This window comes from Methylobacterium tardum, assembly GCF_023546765.1.
In the GTDB taxonomy this organism is placed as follows: domain Bacteria; phylum Pseudomonadota; class Alphaproteobacteria; order Rhizobiales; family Beijerinckiaceae; genus Methylobacterium; species Methylobacterium tardum.
Window position 1 is genome coordinate 6,689,491 of sequence record NZ_CP097484.1, and the last position, 14,447, is coordinate 6,703,937.

At 71.7% G+C, this 14,447-nt stretch carries 10 protein-coding genes; 4 read left to right on the top strand and 6 right to left on the bottom strand.

What is annotated here, in order from left to right; translation table 11 throughout:
• Nucleotides 1-51: 51 nt before the first annotated feature.
• The 3 genes from M6G65_RS32090 to M6G65_RS32100 all read right to left on the bottom strand — a co-directional run bounded on the left by M6G65_RS32090 (nucleotide 52) and on the right by M6G65_RS32100 (nucleotide 2,712).
• A complete protein-coding gene (locus M6G65_RS32090) occupies nucleotides 52-303 on the bottom strand; it encodes a DUF6894 family protein (protein ID WP_238194284.1) in 252 nt (83 codons plus the stop codon).
• Between the two features lie 78 nt (nucleotides 304-381).
• Nucleotides 382-1,137, bottom strand: coding sequence for a Crp/Fnr family transcriptional regulator (locus M6G65_RS32095; RefSeq protein ID WP_238194285.1), 756 nt, complete (start codon nucleotides 1,135-1,137; stop codon nucleotides 382-384).
• Between the two features lie 372 nt (nucleotides 1,138-1,509).
• Nucleotides 1,510-2,712 (bottom strand): DUF2252 family protein, encoded by a 1,203-nt coding sequence (locus M6G65_RS32100; RefSeq protein WP_250103355.1) that lies wholly within the window; start codon nucleotides 2,710-2,712, stop codon nucleotides 1,510-1,512.
• A gap of 322 nt (nucleotides 2,713-3,034) precedes the next feature.
• Between M6G65_RS32100 and M6G65_RS32105 the strand changes: the two genes are divergently transcribed.
• Nucleotides 3,035-3,970: a hypothetical protein gene (locus tag M6G65_RS32105; RefSeq protein ID WP_250103356.1), complete on the top strand. Its 936-nt coding sequence runs from the start codon at nucleotides 3,035-3,037 to the stop codon at nucleotides 3,968-3,970.
• A gap of 167 nt (nucleotides 3,971-4,137) precedes the next feature.
• Here M6G65_RS32105 and M6G65_RS32110 read toward each other — a convergent pair whose 3' ends face one another.
• A complete protein-coding gene (locus tag M6G65_RS32110; RefSeq protein WP_238194288.1) occupies nucleotides 4,138-4,404 on the bottom strand; it encodes a DUF6894 family protein in 267 nt (88 codons plus the stop codon).
• Nucleotides 4,405-4,635: 231 nt separating this feature from the next.
• On the opposite strand from M6G65_RS32110, the gene M6G65_RS32115 reads away from it, so the two are divergent.
• The 3 genes from M6G65_RS32115 (at nucleotide 4,636) to M6G65_RS32125 (ending at nucleotide 9,951) form a co-directional block, all read left to right on the top strand.
• A complete protein-coding gene (locus M6G65_RS32115) occupies nucleotides 4,636-5,415 on the top strand; it encodes a Crp/Fnr family transcriptional regulator (RefSeq protein ID WP_238194289.1) in 780 nt (259 codons plus the stop codon).
• 31 nt (nucleotides 5,416-5,446) lie between these two features.
• Nucleotides 5,447-7,357 (top strand): HWE histidine kinase domain-containing protein, encoded by a 1,911-nt coding sequence (locus M6G65_RS32120; RefSeq protein ID WP_250103357.1) that lies wholly within the window; start codon nucleotides 5,447-5,449, stop codon nucleotides 7,355-7,357.
• 161 nt (nucleotides 7,358-7,518) lie between these two features.
• Nucleotides 7,519-9,951: a hybrid sensor histidine kinase/response regulator gene (locus tag M6G65_RS32125; protein WP_238194291.1), complete on the top strand. Its 2,433-nt coding sequence runs from the start codon at nucleotides 7,519-7,521 to the stop codon at nucleotides 9,949-9,951.
• 294 nt (nucleotides 9,952-10,245) lie between these two features.
• Here the strand turns inward: M6G65_RS32125 and M6G65_RS32130 are convergent, their stop codons facing one another.
• Together M6G65_RS32130 and M6G65_RS32140 are read right to left on the bottom strand one after the other, a co-directional pair.
• Nucleotides 10,246-12,945 carry a PAS domain-containing protein gene (locus tag M6G65_RS32130; RefSeq protein ID WP_430929532.1) on the bottom strand — a complete coding sequence of 900 codons (2,700 nt, stop codon included), beginning with the start codon at nucleotides 12,943-12,945 and terminating at the stop codon, nucleotides 10,246-10,248.
• Nucleotides 12,946-13,013: 68 nt separating this feature from the next.
• Nucleotides 13,014-14,210, bottom strand: coding sequence for a PAS domain-containing protein (locus M6G65_RS32140; RefSeq protein WP_238194292.1), 1,197 nt, complete (start codon nucleotides 14,208-14,210; stop codon nucleotides 13,014-13,016).
• Between the last annotated feature and the right edge of the window lie 237 nt (nucleotides 14,211-14,447).

Below are 14,447 nucleotides of genomic sequence, written 5' to 3' on the forward strand. Positions count from 1 at the left end.
CGGCTCACGTCCCAGGAGCTTGCCTGAGCCGAAATCCGGTGGGCGCCCCCATCAGGTGACCGTCTGCGGGACGTGCCACTCGCCGGTGAGGTCGAGCGTTGCGGAGTAGACAACGGTCCCGCTCGCATCGCGGACCCGGACCGTGAGGGTGTGCCGGTCGCCGCTTCCCAACTCGTCGCGCGCCATGTCCGGCAGGGCGCCCATCGCCGCGTCGCGCGCCGCCGCGGCATCGGGAAGGTCCAGGCCCTCCTCGTCGTGGAGACGGTCGCCGCCGACGTCGGTATCGAAGTAGTAGAGCGGCATCGCGCGTCCAGGTCCAGGGAACGGCGTGCACCGGTGGCCGTCGCTCCTGCACGGGCAACAACCGGGCGGGTGGCCGGTTCAGGCCGCCAGGGTGCGGTCCAATTGCAGGTAGGTGGGGTCGAACTCGGCGGCCTCGACCAGCCGCGTCCAGTCGTGGATGACCAGCGTCTTGCTCCTGAGGTCGATGAGCTTGTCGCGCCGCAAGTCGCGCAAGGTCCGGTTGATGTGGACGCTGGTCAGCCCGGTCGCGTCCGCCAGGTCGACCTGCGTCACCGGCATCGGGCAGCGGTGGTCCTGGGCCAAGCCGACCGCGGCCTGCTTCAGGTACAGCTCGCAGAACAGGTGCGCGAGCCGCTGGTAGGCCGGACGCCGCCCGACGTTGGCCACCCATTCGCGGAAGATCGCGGCATCGACAAGGGTGTCGCGCCAGAACGGGGCGTTGAGGTCGGGGTGGCGCTCCAGGAGCTCGCGCAGCGCCTCGTGGGGGATGGAGGCGGCCATGACGTAGGTGACCGCGCCCAGGCTGTGGTCCATCACCGGCAGATGGAGGCTCGGAAGATCGGCCATGTCACCGGCGACATGGAAGGCGGAGATCTGCCGCCTGCCGCCGGACAGCAACTTATAGCGCTGCACCCAGCCCATGAGCACCAGCCAGCATTGGGTGGATCGGTCGCCCTCGCTCACGAGGTCCTGACCCGCCGTGAACACACGCGGGTGGGCCGGCAGGCGCAGGATCGCCTGCTCGTCCCGGGCGGAGAGGCGGGTGATGCTCCTCAGCTTGCGCAGAAGCGGGGTGAGCTGAGGCTCGTCTGTGAAGAACGATGGATCGGGCATGGCGAGGCGGAAGCGGTGGCGTAGGGGCCAAAGCTAATATGTATCAGATCGCGCGACAGCCCATGACGTTCCTCAGTATGAGACTCGGCGATTGAAATAGGTGTTCAGGAATCTCAGTATTCGGTGGCGCTTGGCGAGGGCGTGACCATACCGCCGCCGCTCACCACGATGGCGCCTGGGACTTGGCGGCGACCGGGCACGTGCCGGACGCTCGGACACGGTTCTTGTGGCGCCGATTGCCGGCGAAGGACATGGTACGCGCGGGGGCGGCGTGAACCCGGAACCGTTCCGGGTACCTACCCTGCACGCCGACGCTCCGCTATCGGGACCGGTGCCGACCCTCAGCGAACGCCGGCGAGGCCGGCGCCGGCCTCAGGCTGCTTCCCTGTGCGCGTAGCGCTGGCAATGCTGCAGGTAGCCGACCTCGTGGCGGCCGGCGAGCTCGGCGACGCTCGACCACAGCCAGGTCGGCGCTCGCTCCCCGCCCTCGGTGCCCCGCATGACCTCCGCGCGCCAGGCCAAGCGCATGGCCTCGTCCATCTGCCGGCCATGCGCCTTGCCGACGACGTGGGCGAGGTAGTGCGCGGCCCGCACCGCCTCCGCGCGTGTGAACTGGTCGACGTCGAGCTTGAGGTCCTGCGGCGCCAGCTCGCGCATGACGACCGGCTTGCCGAGCAGGCGTACCGGCAACATGCGCTCGCCCAGGTTCGGCGACAGCGACCGGGCGCCGGCCACCACCCGCTCGGCCGGGTCGGCGGGCATTTCCGCGCCGGGTGCCGCCGGGGCGGCGGGCTCGACCGCCTCCTTAAGGTCGGCGAGGGCGAGGCGGCGCTTGCCGTCCTCCTCGATGCGCACGAGCGCGGCGTAGCGGAGGAAGCCAAGCGAGGAGCAGCCCTTCATCCAGTAGGCCGCGTCGACGAGGCGGACGCCGGCCTCCTCGCCACGCCCGTTCAGGGCAAGGACCAAGCCGCGCACCGCGTCCCGCCGGAAGAGCTCGCCGAGGGCGCCGCGCTCCGCTTCGTCGAGCGCCCAGAACTTGCGGCCGAGCGGGATCCTGGGCTCGACGTCCTTCAACCGCTCGCGGGCGAGGTGCTTCCACTGCCGGCCGAGCGCCCGTCGCCGGACGGTGCGGACCACGTCCGGCTCGGGCGGGACCTCGTCGGGACCGTGACCCGCGAGCCCCTGCGCGTAGCCGCGGACCATCTCCTCCAGCATCCTGGCGGTGACGACGCCGGGTAGGTCCGAGCCCCGGGCCGCGCTCGCCAGCGACAGGCCGAGGCGGACGAGGTCGTGCGTCGGGTTGCCGACGACGGTCTGGTCGAGGTCGCGGATCTGGACGTCGACGCGCCCGTCCGCGTCGGCGAGAGGGCCAAGGTTGCCGAGGTGGCAGTCTCCGCAGATCCAGACAGGCGGCCCCTCTGGCAGGGTTCCTCGCGCGAGCCCGTCCAGCCACTCGTAGAACTTCAGCGTGTTGCCGCGGACGTAGGCGTGGGCGGACTTGGCCATCTTGAGGGTGCGTTGCCGCTCCAGCACCGCCGCGCGTCCCTCGGGTCCGTACGCCTTCTCGTCACGCATCCACGCACCTCGGCCGCCGTCCGCCCTGGGCGAGTCTCGCCCTGGCTGCCCGATAACCCGCGACGCCCCGCCGGGATCGCGCGTCCGATTGCCTCCGCTGTGGAGGAACCGGATGCTTGATACGTGACGCTTCCGTCCGAAGGCGTGGGACACCGCGAAAACAGGCATCCACGGCCTCGCGTCGGAGGGCGTTTCCAGATGGCGTCGTCGCCGAGACGTCCCCGGTCGCGTTCGGCACCAAACCGCACCCATCGACGTTTCCGAGGCGACGCCGCCCCGACGGTCGCGGTCGGCGGCACGGATTCAGGGCGCCCCCGCGGAAATGGATCGGCCAACCGTCATCATCGGGATACACGGGCTGGCCAACAAGCCGCCGGTCGACGAGAAGACGCGCTGGTGGCGCGCGGCCATCTCGGAAGGTCTCGCCCGGAACGAGGGATTTCACGACGCCGAGTTCGACTTCGAGTTCGTGTACTGGGCCGACCTGCGCTACGACGCGCCGCTCTCGGGCGCCGACCTCGCCGAACCCTACGAACCCTGCGGGGGCGTGGGGCCCTTGCCCAGCCACGGGGACGCCCCGTCGACGACCGTCCAGGACGTGCTGGCCACCGTTTACGAAGGCATCGACAGGATCGAGGGAGCGACCGGGATCACCCTGGTCGACGACCTCATCCTGGAGCACCGCTTCGACGACCTCTGGCACTACCACGCCGAGACGTCGTTCGCCCGCCAGGTGCGTGGCCGCCTGATCGAGCGCCTGCGCATGTTCCGCGACCGCCGCATCCTCCTTGCGGCCCATTCCATGGGGTCGGTCATCGCCTACGACGTGCTCCGCTCCCTGGAACGCGACGACCCCGGCTTGAGGGTCGAGCATCTCGTCACGGTCGGCTCGCCCCTCGGGTTGGCGAAGGTGAAGCTGAAGGCCGAGGAGGAGTTCGGCGACCTGCGGGTGCCGGCCAACGTCGCGAGCTGGACGAACCTCGCGGACGGCAAGGACGTCGTCGCCGTCACGGGCGACTTGCGGCCCGACTATGGCGGGCACGGCGCGGTGGAGGTCGTGGACGTACGCGTCGTGAACGCCTACCGTCGTCCCGACGGCGAGGCCAACCACCACAAATCCTACGGCTACATGCGCACGCCGGAGTTCTCCCGCATCGCCAGACGTTTCACGCAGCCCGTCCCTGCCGCTCCGTCGCACCGTGAGCGCCGTCCGGCGCCGGCCCATGGCCGCGGGCTTGTGCCCGCGCAAGTCGTCTAGGCCCAGTGCGAACGGTGACCGGCGCTTGAGGCCAACGCTGGTTCGAGCCGTGACGCGCAAGCTCTGGCTGTCCGCCAGCGCGCTCCCGAGACATCTGCCTAGCCTTCTGCGAGGGCGCCGGCACTCCCGGGTTGCGTCAAACGCTCACGGCGACCCTTCCCATCCGATCAGTCGTTCAGGCCACCTTCACCGGATGACCCGGGGCCGCAATCCGCGTCGAGTTGCAGGGTCACGGTGCAGAGTACCGTATCGCCCCCGTCGCGCACGCGGGCCACGAACCGGCGCTTGCCGTCCGACGGCGGAGCATCCCGACCTATGTCGGGCAGCGCCGCTATGGCGGCGTCGCGCGCCGCGGTGAGGTCCGGGTACTCCGTTCCGTCCTCGTCCACGAGGCGTTTGTCGCCCTCTTCGTAGTCGATGAAGTAGCGCGGCATGGGCGTCGGCTGCGTCCGGGCTCTGGATCCGATGCCATCAAATCGGCCGCGGGCCCTTGGTTGCATCGCCGCATCGCCGTCACGGCGATATCGTGCCTAACCGTCTGTGTTCTCACAATTAATTGAAGCCCGTCGCGATTGAGGCATTTTCGTGGCATCCGTGCACAAGTGACCAGACATGCGGCACCGGTCACGGTAGGCGGCTTTGCAGTTCCCCCGGACGACGCCCCCATGTCCCCCGACGACCTATGCGGCAACCTCCTCCTCGCCGCCCTGCGCCCGCAGGACCGGGCCTTGCTCGCGCCGTACATGGACCTGCGGGAGTGCAGGCGCGGCGACGTCCTGTTCGAGGTCGACCAGGACGTCACCCACATCACCTTCCCCGTCGGCCAGAGCGTCGCGGCCCTGGTGATCGTCCTCAGGAACGGCCGCAGCGTCGAGACGGCCGCGGTCGGCCACGAGGGCGCCATCGGCGGCGTGGTCAGCCAGGGGTCGCTGCCGGCGTTCAGCCAGGCGGTGGTCCAGGTCGGCGGCCCCGTGCTGCGCATGCCCGCCGCGCGGCTGCAGGCCATCAAGGGCGAGTCCCAGCCGCTGCGCAACCTGTTCACCCGCTACTCGGACTGCCTGCTCGCGCAGGTGCTGCAGTCGGTGGCCTGCAACGCCAGCCACCCCATCGAGGAGCGCTGCGCGCGCTGGCTGCTGGCCCTCCAGGACCGGCTCGGCGGCGACACGCTGCCCATCACGCACGAGATGCTGGCCGAGCTTCTCGGGGTCCAGCGCTCGTACCTGACCCGCACCCTGCGCGACATGCAGCACCGAGGGTTGGTGAAGGTGCGACGCGGTCGGATCACGGTGTGCAACCGCGCCGACATGGAGCAGGCGGCCTGCGAGTGCCACGGCACGATCAAGCGGCACTTCCAGCGGGTGCTCGGCGCCCTGTACAGCCCAGGCGGCACCCTGCTGCAACTTCGTCCGTCCGATGTGGATGAGGGCGCGCGCCGTGCGTCCTGAGTTCGTCCTCCCTCGTGGGCGCCGCCCGAAAATGAGACCGGACGACCCGGTTCGGGATCCCGAACGCCTGCGCGCGCTCGACGGCTACGGCGTCCTCGACACGGCAGGCGAGCGGGCGTTCGACGACATCGCCCGGCTGGCGGCGCGGCTCTGCGGGACGCCGATGGCGCAGGTCGGCTTCGTGGCCGCCGACCGTCACTGGTTCAAGGCGGAATTCGGCACCGACGCCTGCGAGATGCCGCTCGGCCGCTCGATCTGCCGCCTCGCGCTGGGCCTCGCCGCCGGCCTGCTGGTGGTCCCCGACCTGACGGACGACCCGCGCACCCGCGGCAACCCGCAGGTCGCGGGCGCGCCGCACCTGCGCTTCTACGCCGGCGCGCCGCTGCGGACACCCGCCGGCGAGGTCCTGGGCGCCGTGTGCGTGCTCGACACCGCGCCGCGCCCGGGAGGGCTCACCCCCGAGCAGGGCGACGGCCTGGAGGCGCTGGCGCGGCAGGTCATGACACTGCTCGCGATGGGCAGGACCCTGCGCGAGCAGCACCGGTTGCAGGACCGCATCCTCGACGGCGCCACCGACCACGCCATCATCGCGACGGACCGGGCAGGCATCGTCACCCGCTGGAACGAGGGTGCGCGGCGCATCCTCGGCTGGGGCGCGGGCGAGGTGGTGGGCGGTCCCGCAGACGTGTTCTTCACGCCCGAGGACAGGGAGGCCGGCATGCTTGAGACCGAGATGCGGTTGGCCCTGGAGCAGGGTCGTGCCACGGGCGAGCGGTGGCACATGCGCAAGGACGGCGAGCGTTTCGTCGCCGGCTGCGAGACGATGCCGCTCGGCGACGGGGACGGGGGGCCGCTCGGCTTCCTGAGGATCCTGCGCGACCGCACCGACCAGCGCCGGAACGAGGCCGTGCTGCGCGAGGCGCAGGACCAGTTGCGGCTGGCCATCGAGGCGGCCGACATCGGCGTCTTCGATTACGACCTGGCGACGGGCGAGCTCGTCTGGGACGACCGGGTGCGGGCGCTGTTCGGCCTGCCTCCCGGCGCCCCGGTCGACTACGAGACGTTCCTCGCGGGCCTGCACCCGGAGGATCGCGCCGCGACCGAGGCGGCGGTCCGGGCCGCGCTCGACCCCGCGGGCGACGGCACCTTCGACGCGGAGTACCGGACCCTCGGCCTCACGGACGGGGTCGAGCGGTGGGTGGCCGCGCGCGGGCGCCGCTTCGCCGAGGACGGGCGCGCGACCCGGTTCGTCGGGACGGTGCTCGACGTCACCGCGCGCAAGCGGGCCGAGGAGCGGCAGCGGCTGCTCGCCGGGGAGTTGCAGCACCGGATCAAGAACACGTTGGCGCTGGTCCAGGCCATCGCCGGGCAGACGCTGCGCGGCGCCCCCGACCCGGAGGAGGCGCGACGGGCGTTCGAGGCGCGGCTGATCTCGCTCGGCCGTGCGCACGACATCCTCACGGCCGTGGATTGGACGGCTGCGCCCGTCGCGGACGTGGTTGAGGGCGCCCTCGCGCCGCACCGCCACGCCGACCCCTCGCGCCTGCGCTGCGGGGGTCCCGACGTGCTCCTGACTGCCCGGGTCGCCCTGTCGATGGTCCTCGTCCTGCACGAGCTCTCCACCAACGCCGCGAAGTACGGCGCCCTCTCGACCGCGGGCGGATCGGTCGACGTGCGTTGGCAGGTCGAGCACCGGACCGACGGCGAGCCGCTGTTCCGCTTGACCTGGACGGAGGGCGGCGGGCCGGCGCTTCCGGGGCCGCCCACGCGCAAGGGGTTCGGCTCGCGGCTGATCGAGCGCACCTTCACGGCGGAGACGGGAGGCGAGGCCCGCCTCGACTACGCGCCCGAGGGCCTGGTCTGCGTGCTGGAGGCTCCGCTGACCGCGGTCCAGGAGCATACCCCCGTGCCGGAGGAAAGCGTCGGGAGCGGGCGACGATGACGGGCGCAGGCGATATCGGGCGCCTCGTCTCCGAGGGCACATGACGCGACTTCTGTGCACCCTGCTTCCCGGGTGGACCCGAGAGGCGGGGATTGGCTTGTCGCGAGCGCGGCATTTCGCCCACAATAATGATACTGACTTACCACGGACCACCCCGCCGGATGGAAGGCCTGCCCGAGACACACCAGAACCCGTTCCCGGGCGACGGCGACATGGCCGACCGGATGCGGGCGCACGATTGGTCCGCGACCGCCCTCGGGCCCGCCGAGCTTTGGCCGGCCGCGCTCGTCGCCCTGGTCGGCGTCGCGCTCCAGGCCGCGACGCCTATGGCGGTCTACTGGGGGCCGGACCTTGCCATCCTCTACAACGACGCGTGGGCTGCGCTTGTCGGCGGCAAGCACCCCGGGGCGTTGGGCCGTCCGGTTCGGGAGGTCTTCCCCGAAGCCTGGCACGAGCTGGGGCCCTTGTTCGACCGGGTGCTCGCCGGCGGGGGCGCGGTCGAGGTGCAGGACCAGCGCCTGGTGCTCGACCGGTGCGACGCGCCCGAGGAGGTCTTCTTCACCTACAGCCTCAACCCCGTCACCGGCGCGGACGGACGGGTCGCCGGCGTCTTCAACGTCGCTCAGGAGACCACCGGCCGGGTGCGCGCGGCGGCGGGTCTGGCCGAGAGCGAGGAGCGCTTCCGCTCCTTCGCGGAGAACTCCGCCGACGTGCTCTGGATCGCCGACCCGGACGGCGGGGGACTTGAGTACCTAAGCCCGGCCTACGAGAGGGTCTGGGGCGACCGGCGCGAGCTCGTCATGGACGACCTCGGGCGCTGGGCCTCGCTGGTGCATCCCGAGGACCGCGTGAGGGCCTTTGCCGCGATGCCCCGGCTCCTCGCCGGAGAGACCAACAGCGTCGAGTATCGCATCGTGCGGCCGGACGACGGAACCGTGCGTCACATCCGCGACACCGGCTTCCCGATCCGCGACGGGGAGGGCCGGCTCCGGCGCCTCGGCGGCATCGCGCAGGACGTGACCGCCGAGCACGCGCGCGAGGAGGCCCTGGAGCGTCGCATCGCCGAGAGCACGGCGCAGCACGACCGCGTTTGGCGCAACTCGCGCGACCTCCTCGTCGTCGTCGGCGTCGACGGCGTCTTCCGCGCCGTGAACCCGGCCTGGACCGCCATCCTCGGCCACGAGCCCGCCGAGGTGGTGGGCCGCAGCTTCCTGGACTTCATCTGGACCGAGGACCGCGTCGTCACGCGCACCGCGCTGACCTACGCCGCCTCGGACGACGACCTCACCGCCTTCGAGAACCGCTACACCCACAAGGACGGCACGCCGCGCTGGATCTCCTGGCACACCGCCGCCGAGGGCGACGTCGTCTACGCCTACGGGCGCGACGTCACCGCCGAGAAGGCGCGCTCGTCCGCGTTGGCCGAGGCGGAGGAGGCGCTGCGGCAGTCGCAGAAGATGGAGGCCATCGGGCAGTTGACCGGCGGCGTCGCCCACGACTTCAACAACCTGCTGACCATCATCCGGTCCTCCGTCGACTTCCTGCGCCGGCCGGACCTGCCCGAGGCGCGAAGGGGCCGCTACCTCGACGCGGTCTCCGACACGGTCGAGCGCGCCGCCAAGCTGACCGGGCAGCTCCTGTCCTTCGCGCGGCGCCAGGCGCTCAAGGCCGAGGCGTTCGACCTCGTCGGCTGCCTGCGCGGCGTGGCCGAGATGCTCGACACGGTCTCGGGCGCCCGCATCCACGTCGTGACCGAGCTTCCGGACGCCGCGTGCTACGTGCGCGCCGACCGCAGCCAGTTCGAGACGGCGCTCGTGAACATGGCGGTCAACGCCCGGGACGCCATGGGCGGCGAGGGCACGCTGACCGTGCGGCTCGCGTGCGGGATGGGCAAGCCGGCCATCCGGGGACATGCGGCGGCGCCGGGCCCCTTCGCCGCGGTGTCGCTCGCGGACATGGGCTCCGGCATCGCGCCGGAAGTGGTCGGGCGCATCTTCGAGCCGTTCTTCACCACCAAGGACGTCGGGAAGGGCACCGGGCTCGGCCTGTCCCAGGTGTTCGGCTTCGCCAAGCAGTCGGGGGGCGACGTCGGCGTTGAGAGCGCGGTCGGGCGTGGGACGACCTTCACGCTGTACCTGCCCGAGATCGAGCCCGGCGAGCCGGAGGAGGCCCGGCTCGCCCAGGCCGTGGGGGACGCGGGGGGCGCCGGGCAACGGGTTCTGGTGGTGGAGGACAACGTCGAGGTCGGGCGCTTCGCCACGCAGATCCTGGAGGACCTCGGCTACGAGACGACCTGGGCGAGGAACGCCGAGGATGCCTTGGCGCGTCTCGGGACCGACTGCTCCGGCTTCGACGCGGTGTTCTCGGACGTCGTGATGCCGGGCATGGACGGGGTCGACCTCGCGCGCGAGATCCTGCGGCGATGCCCCGGCATGCCCGTGATCCTGGCGTCCGGCTACAGCCATGTGCTGGCCCGCGAAGGCAGCCACGGCTTCGAGCTCCTGCACAAGCCCTACTCGGCGGATCAACTCTCCCGCATCCTGAGGCGGGTCACGGGGGCCGCTCCTCAGGCCGGCGCCGTGTCGTCACCGTGAACGCCGCTTGGAATGGGTCGGCGAACGCGCCTCCGCCACAGGTCGGGCTCGCGGGCCATCAGGAAGCCCATCGGCCTTGAACGAGTCGGGGAGCATGGCCATCAACCGGGCCAGGGTCGCACGGCACGGTGCGAGGTCCACCCATCGCGGTCATGGCCGCATCCGTCGTGGCCGCCTCCGAGCGGAGCCGGTGCTCCTGTTCCCTCCGGCGTTCGGAGGCGAGAACGGCCACAAGGCCCTCATGGCTGGGTCCTGTCGGAGAACCGAACGTCTCGCCGGATGGGCCGCGCGGCGTCAGGGCGCCGCGATGAGCTCCTTGATGCGCGAGGCGAGCGCCTCCATCACGAACGGCTTGGTCAGGACTGCCATGCCGGGCTCCAAGTGCCCGTTGCCCACCGCCGCGTTCTCCGCGTAACCGGTGATGAACAGCACCTTCAGGCCCGGGCGGTTGACCCGGCCGGCATCGGCCATCTGTCGGCCGTTCATGCCGCCCGGCAGCCCCACGTCGGTCACCAGCAGGTCGATGCGCACGTCCGACTGCAGCACCTTGAGGCCCGAGCTCGCGTCCGCCGCCTCGATGGCCGTGTAGCCCAGGTCCTCAAGCACCTCGGTGACCAGCATGCGGATGCTCGGCTCGTCGTCGACGATGAGCACCGTCTCTCCCTGCTCGGCGCGCGGAGCGGAGGCGAGGTCCGGCAGGCCCTCGGCGCCCTCCGCGTCGCCGTAGTGACGCGGAAGGTAGATGCACATGGTCGTGCCCTGTCCCACCTCCGAGTAGATGCGCACCTGCCCACCGGACTGGCGCGCGAAGCCGTAGATCATGCTGAGGCCGAGGCCCGTGCCCTGGCCGAGGGGCTTGGTGGTGAAGAACGGGTCGAATGCCTTGGCAATGACGTCGGGCGTCATGCCGGTGCCGGTGTCGGTGACGCAGAGCGACAGGTACTGCCCGGGCGGCAGGTCTCGATCCCGGGCGGCGCGGTCGTCGAGCCACTTGTTGGCCGTCTCGATGGTGATGCGGCCTCCGTCCGGCATGGCGTCGCGGGCGTTGATGCACAGGTTCAGCAGCGCGTTCTCAAGCTGCGGCGGGTCGACGAGGGCTGGCCAGAGCCCTGCGGCGCCGACCACCTCGATGTGGACCGACGGACCGACCGTGCGGCGAACAAGCTCCTCCATGCCGTGCACGAGGGCGTTCACGTCGGTCGGCTTCGGGTCGAGGGTCTGGCGGCGCGAGAAGGCCAGCAGCCGGTGCGTCAGGGCGGCCGCCCGCTTCGAGGCTCCCTGGGCGGCGTTGATGTAGCGGTCGAGGTCGGTCAGCCGGCCCTGGGCCATCCGGGTCTGCAGCAACTCCAGGCTGCCCGAGATGCCGGTGAGCAGGTTGTTGAAGTCGTGCGCGAGGCCGCCCGTGAGTTGGCCCACCGCCTCCATCTTCTGCGACTGCCGCAGCGCCTCCTCGGTCCGGGCGAGCGCCTGCGCGGCCTCCTTCTCGCTGGTGACGTCTCGCCCGACCGCGTGGATGAAGTCCTCGTCCGGAACGGCGGTCCAGGACAGCCAGCGGTAGCTGCCGTCCTTGTGCCGGTATCGGTTCTCGAAGCGGGGGATGACCGAGCCGGCCGAGAGGTCGCCGGCGGCGGCAGCGGTGGAGCCCGCGTCGTCCGGGTGCACCAGGTCCATGAACGAGCGCCCGACCAGCTCGGTCTCGCCCCAGCCGAACAGCGCGGTCCAGGCCGGGTTCACCGCCACGATGGTCGCGTCGAACCGCGCCACCAGCATCACGTCGGTCGACAGCCGCCACATGCGGTCGCGGTCGCGCGTGCGCTCCTCGACCTGCTGCTCCAGCCCCTCGTTGAGGCGCTCCAGCTGAGCCGTGGCCTGCTTGCTGTCCTCCATGTCGGTGTTCGTGCCGATCCAGCGGACCACCGCGCCGTCGGGCCCGCGGATCGGCTCCGCGCGGACGAGGAACCAGCGGTGGACCCCGTCCGCGCGGCGGATGCGGAACTCCGTCTCGTAGTGCGCGCCCGAGGCGAGCGAGGCCGCCCAGGCCCGGCCGGCCGCCTCGACGTCGTCGGGGTGCACGATGGCGGTCCATCCCATCCGGTCGAGATCGCCCGGCGAGGTGCCGCTGAAGGCGTAGACCTGCTCGTTGAACCAGTAGAGCTCGCCCCCGGCATCCGCCGCCCAGACGTGGTTCGGCATGGCCTGGGCGAAGACCCGGAACTGCTCCTCGCTCTCGCGCCGGCTCGCCTCGGCGCGGGTGCGCTCGATGGCGGCGCGGGTGCGCTCGGCGACGTCGCGGACGAAGGCGAGCTTGTCCGGCCGCCAGTCGCGCACGTTGCGGTCGTGGAGGAAGAACACCGCCACGATGCGTCCGTGTTCCATCACCGGCACGTTGATCAGGGCGCGCACCCCGATGCCGAGGAGAGGGCCTGGGTTGCCGGCGGTCCGGGGGTCGGCGGTCACGTCCGGGATGACAACCTCGCGGCCTCGTTCAAGGCCGGCGCGGACCTCGCCGTAGTCGTCGAAACGGTGTCGCCCCGCGAGGCTCGCCACGCCCGGGGCCGTCCAGTCCCGCTCGACCTCGATGTGCTCCAGCGCCGCGTCGACGGTTCCGTACCCGGCCCGGTCCAGGTCCAGCGTCCGCGCCATGATCTCGGCGCCGGCGGCAGCCATCTCGGCGGTGTCGCGGCATGCCTGCAGGCGGTCGCCGAACGCGATCAGCGCGTCCCGGAACGATTCCTGCCGCCGGCGCTCGGTGAGGTCGCGGGTGACCGTGCCGTATCCGCTGACGGCACCTTGCGCGTCGCGGAACGGGAAGACGGTGTAGTGGACCGGGATCGCGGCACCGGTGGCGAAGTTGCGGAACGCGAGGTCGCCTTCCCAGAAGCCGGTCTCGCGAACGGCCGGGAGAACCTCCTCCAGAACGGTCGGCCGATCCGTCGGCTCAAAGAAGTCCGCGATTCCGTAGCGGCGGGCCTCCTCCAGGCTCGCCAGCCCCACGAGCTCGCGGCCGGCCTCGTTCAGGAACTCGGCCGGCCGTCGAGGCCCGCGATGCCGATGAAGTCGCTCTATTGCTCGACGAGGGCCGCCAGCCGGCGCGCGCTCGCCTCCGCGGCGCGCGCCTCGGTGACGTCGCGCACCGTGCCGACGAAGCGTGCCGGCGCGCCGTTCCGGAAAACGGTGTTGCCCCTCGCGGCCAGCACGCGCTCCACGCCGTCACGTCGCCCGACGACGCGGTACTCGATGTCGAAGCCGTCGGGCGAGCCGATGGCGGCCTGCACGGCGCGGTCGGCACGCTCGCGGTCCTCCGGGTCGACGCCTGGCAGGAAGGCGCCCTCGTAGGAGACCGGGTCGTCGGGCGACAGCCCGAACAGGGCGCGGGTGCGCGCGTCCCAGGTGAGCGCGCCGGTGACGAGGTCGTAGTCGTAGATGCCGGTGCCGGCCCCCTCCAGCGCGAGCCTGAGCCGGTCCTCCGCCTCCTGCAGGTCGGCCCTGGCGCGATGGCGCTCGGCGATGTCGGTGACCATGACGAAGACGCCGTCGACGGCCCCGCCCGCGCTCCGGCGCGGGACGTAGCGGATCTCCGATTGGCGGGTTTCGCCGCCGCGGTAGGGCATCAGCGCGTCGAAGGTGAGGTCCTCGCCCGCGAGCGCCCGCTCCAGGAAGGGCAGCCGGGCCGCATAGGTCTCCTTGCCGACCACCTCCCGCACGGGCCGGTCCAGGATCTCACCGGCGGGGCGCCCGAACCACGTCTCGTAGTGCCGGTTCACGAAGCGGTAGACGTGGTCCCGGTCGATGAAGCTGATGAGCACCGGCAGCGCGTCGGTGACGACTTGGAGCTCGTCGCGGACGCGGCGCGTCTGGCCCTCGCAGGCCGTGGCCCCGGTGCGGTCGCGCAGGATCTTGATGAAGCCGAGCTCCGCGCCGTCGGGCGAGCGCAGGGGCATCATCTCGCCGCTTGCCCAGAACCGGGTGCCGTCCTTGCGCAGGTGCCAACGTTCGTCGGCGGCGCGCCCGGTCTCGACCGCGCGGCGCATGTCCGCCGTCGGCTGGCCGGCCGCCCTATCCTCCGGCGTGAAGAAGGTCGCGCTCGGCTGCCCGACCATCTCCTCGGCCGTCCAGCCCAGGATGCGCTCGGCCCCAGGGTTCCAGGCGGTCACGCGTCCCTCGGGGTCGGTCGTGACGATGGCGAAATCCGCGGCGCTGTCGAGCGTCGCCTGGAAGGGGGCCGGGCCAGGCGCGTCAGGCAGGCGTCGAGAAGACATTTGCGGGGCGGGTTACGGGTTGGTGGGAAAGGGAGCTGGTAGGCGTGAGAGATAGGGTCCCCGACCGCGCCGGCAGCCGGGACGACGGCGCGACCGCGCCGGTCTCCCGCGTCCCATGCCCAGGTTGCCCACCGCCGGCACGGCGGCGACGCCGGGGCCGGGTTCCGGCGACCGAATCCCCCACGTGTGTTTCTGCCATACCGGGGGATGCGGGAAGTCGGCAACCCGCATCCGCTC

Excerpts from the sequence above, each read along its gene's own strand:
- M6G65_RS32090 (WP_238194284.1), bottom strand. The coding sequence starts at position 303 with ATGCCGCTCTACTACTTCGATACCGACGTCGGCGGCGACCGTCTCCAC.
- M6G65_RS32095 (WP_238194285.1), bottom strand. The coding sequence starts at position 1,137 with ATGCCCGATCCATCGTTCTTCACAGACGAGCCTCAGCTCACCCCGCTT.
- M6G65_RS32100 (WP_250103355.1), bottom strand. The coding sequence starts at position 2,712 with ATGCGTGACGAGAAGGCGTACGGACCCGAGGGACGCGCGGCGGTGCTG.
- M6G65_RS32105 (WP_250103356.1), top strand. The coding sequence starts at position 3,035 with ATGGATCGGCCAACCGTCATCATCGGGATACACGGGCTGGCCAACAAG.
- M6G65_RS32110 (WP_238194288.1), bottom strand. The coding sequence starts at position 4,404 with ATGCCGCGCTACTTCATCGACTACGAAGAGGGCGACAAACGCCTCGTG.
- M6G65_RS32115 (WP_238194289.1), top strand. The coding sequence starts at position 4,636 with ATGTCCCCCGACGACCTATGCGGCAACCTCCTCCTCGCCGCCCTGCGC.
- M6G65_RS32120 (WP_250103357.1), top strand. The coding sequence starts at position 5,447 with ATGAGACCGGACGACCCGGTTCGGGATCCCGAACGCCTGCGCGCGCTC.
- M6G65_RS32125 (WP_238194291.1), top strand. The coding sequence starts at position 7,519 with ATGGAAGGCCTGCCCGAGACACACCAGAACCCGTTCCCGGGCGACGGC.
- M6G65_RS32140 (WP_238194292.1), bottom strand. The coding sequence starts at position 14,210 with ATGTCTTCTCGACGCCTGCCTGACGCGCCTGGCCCGGCCCCCTTCCAG.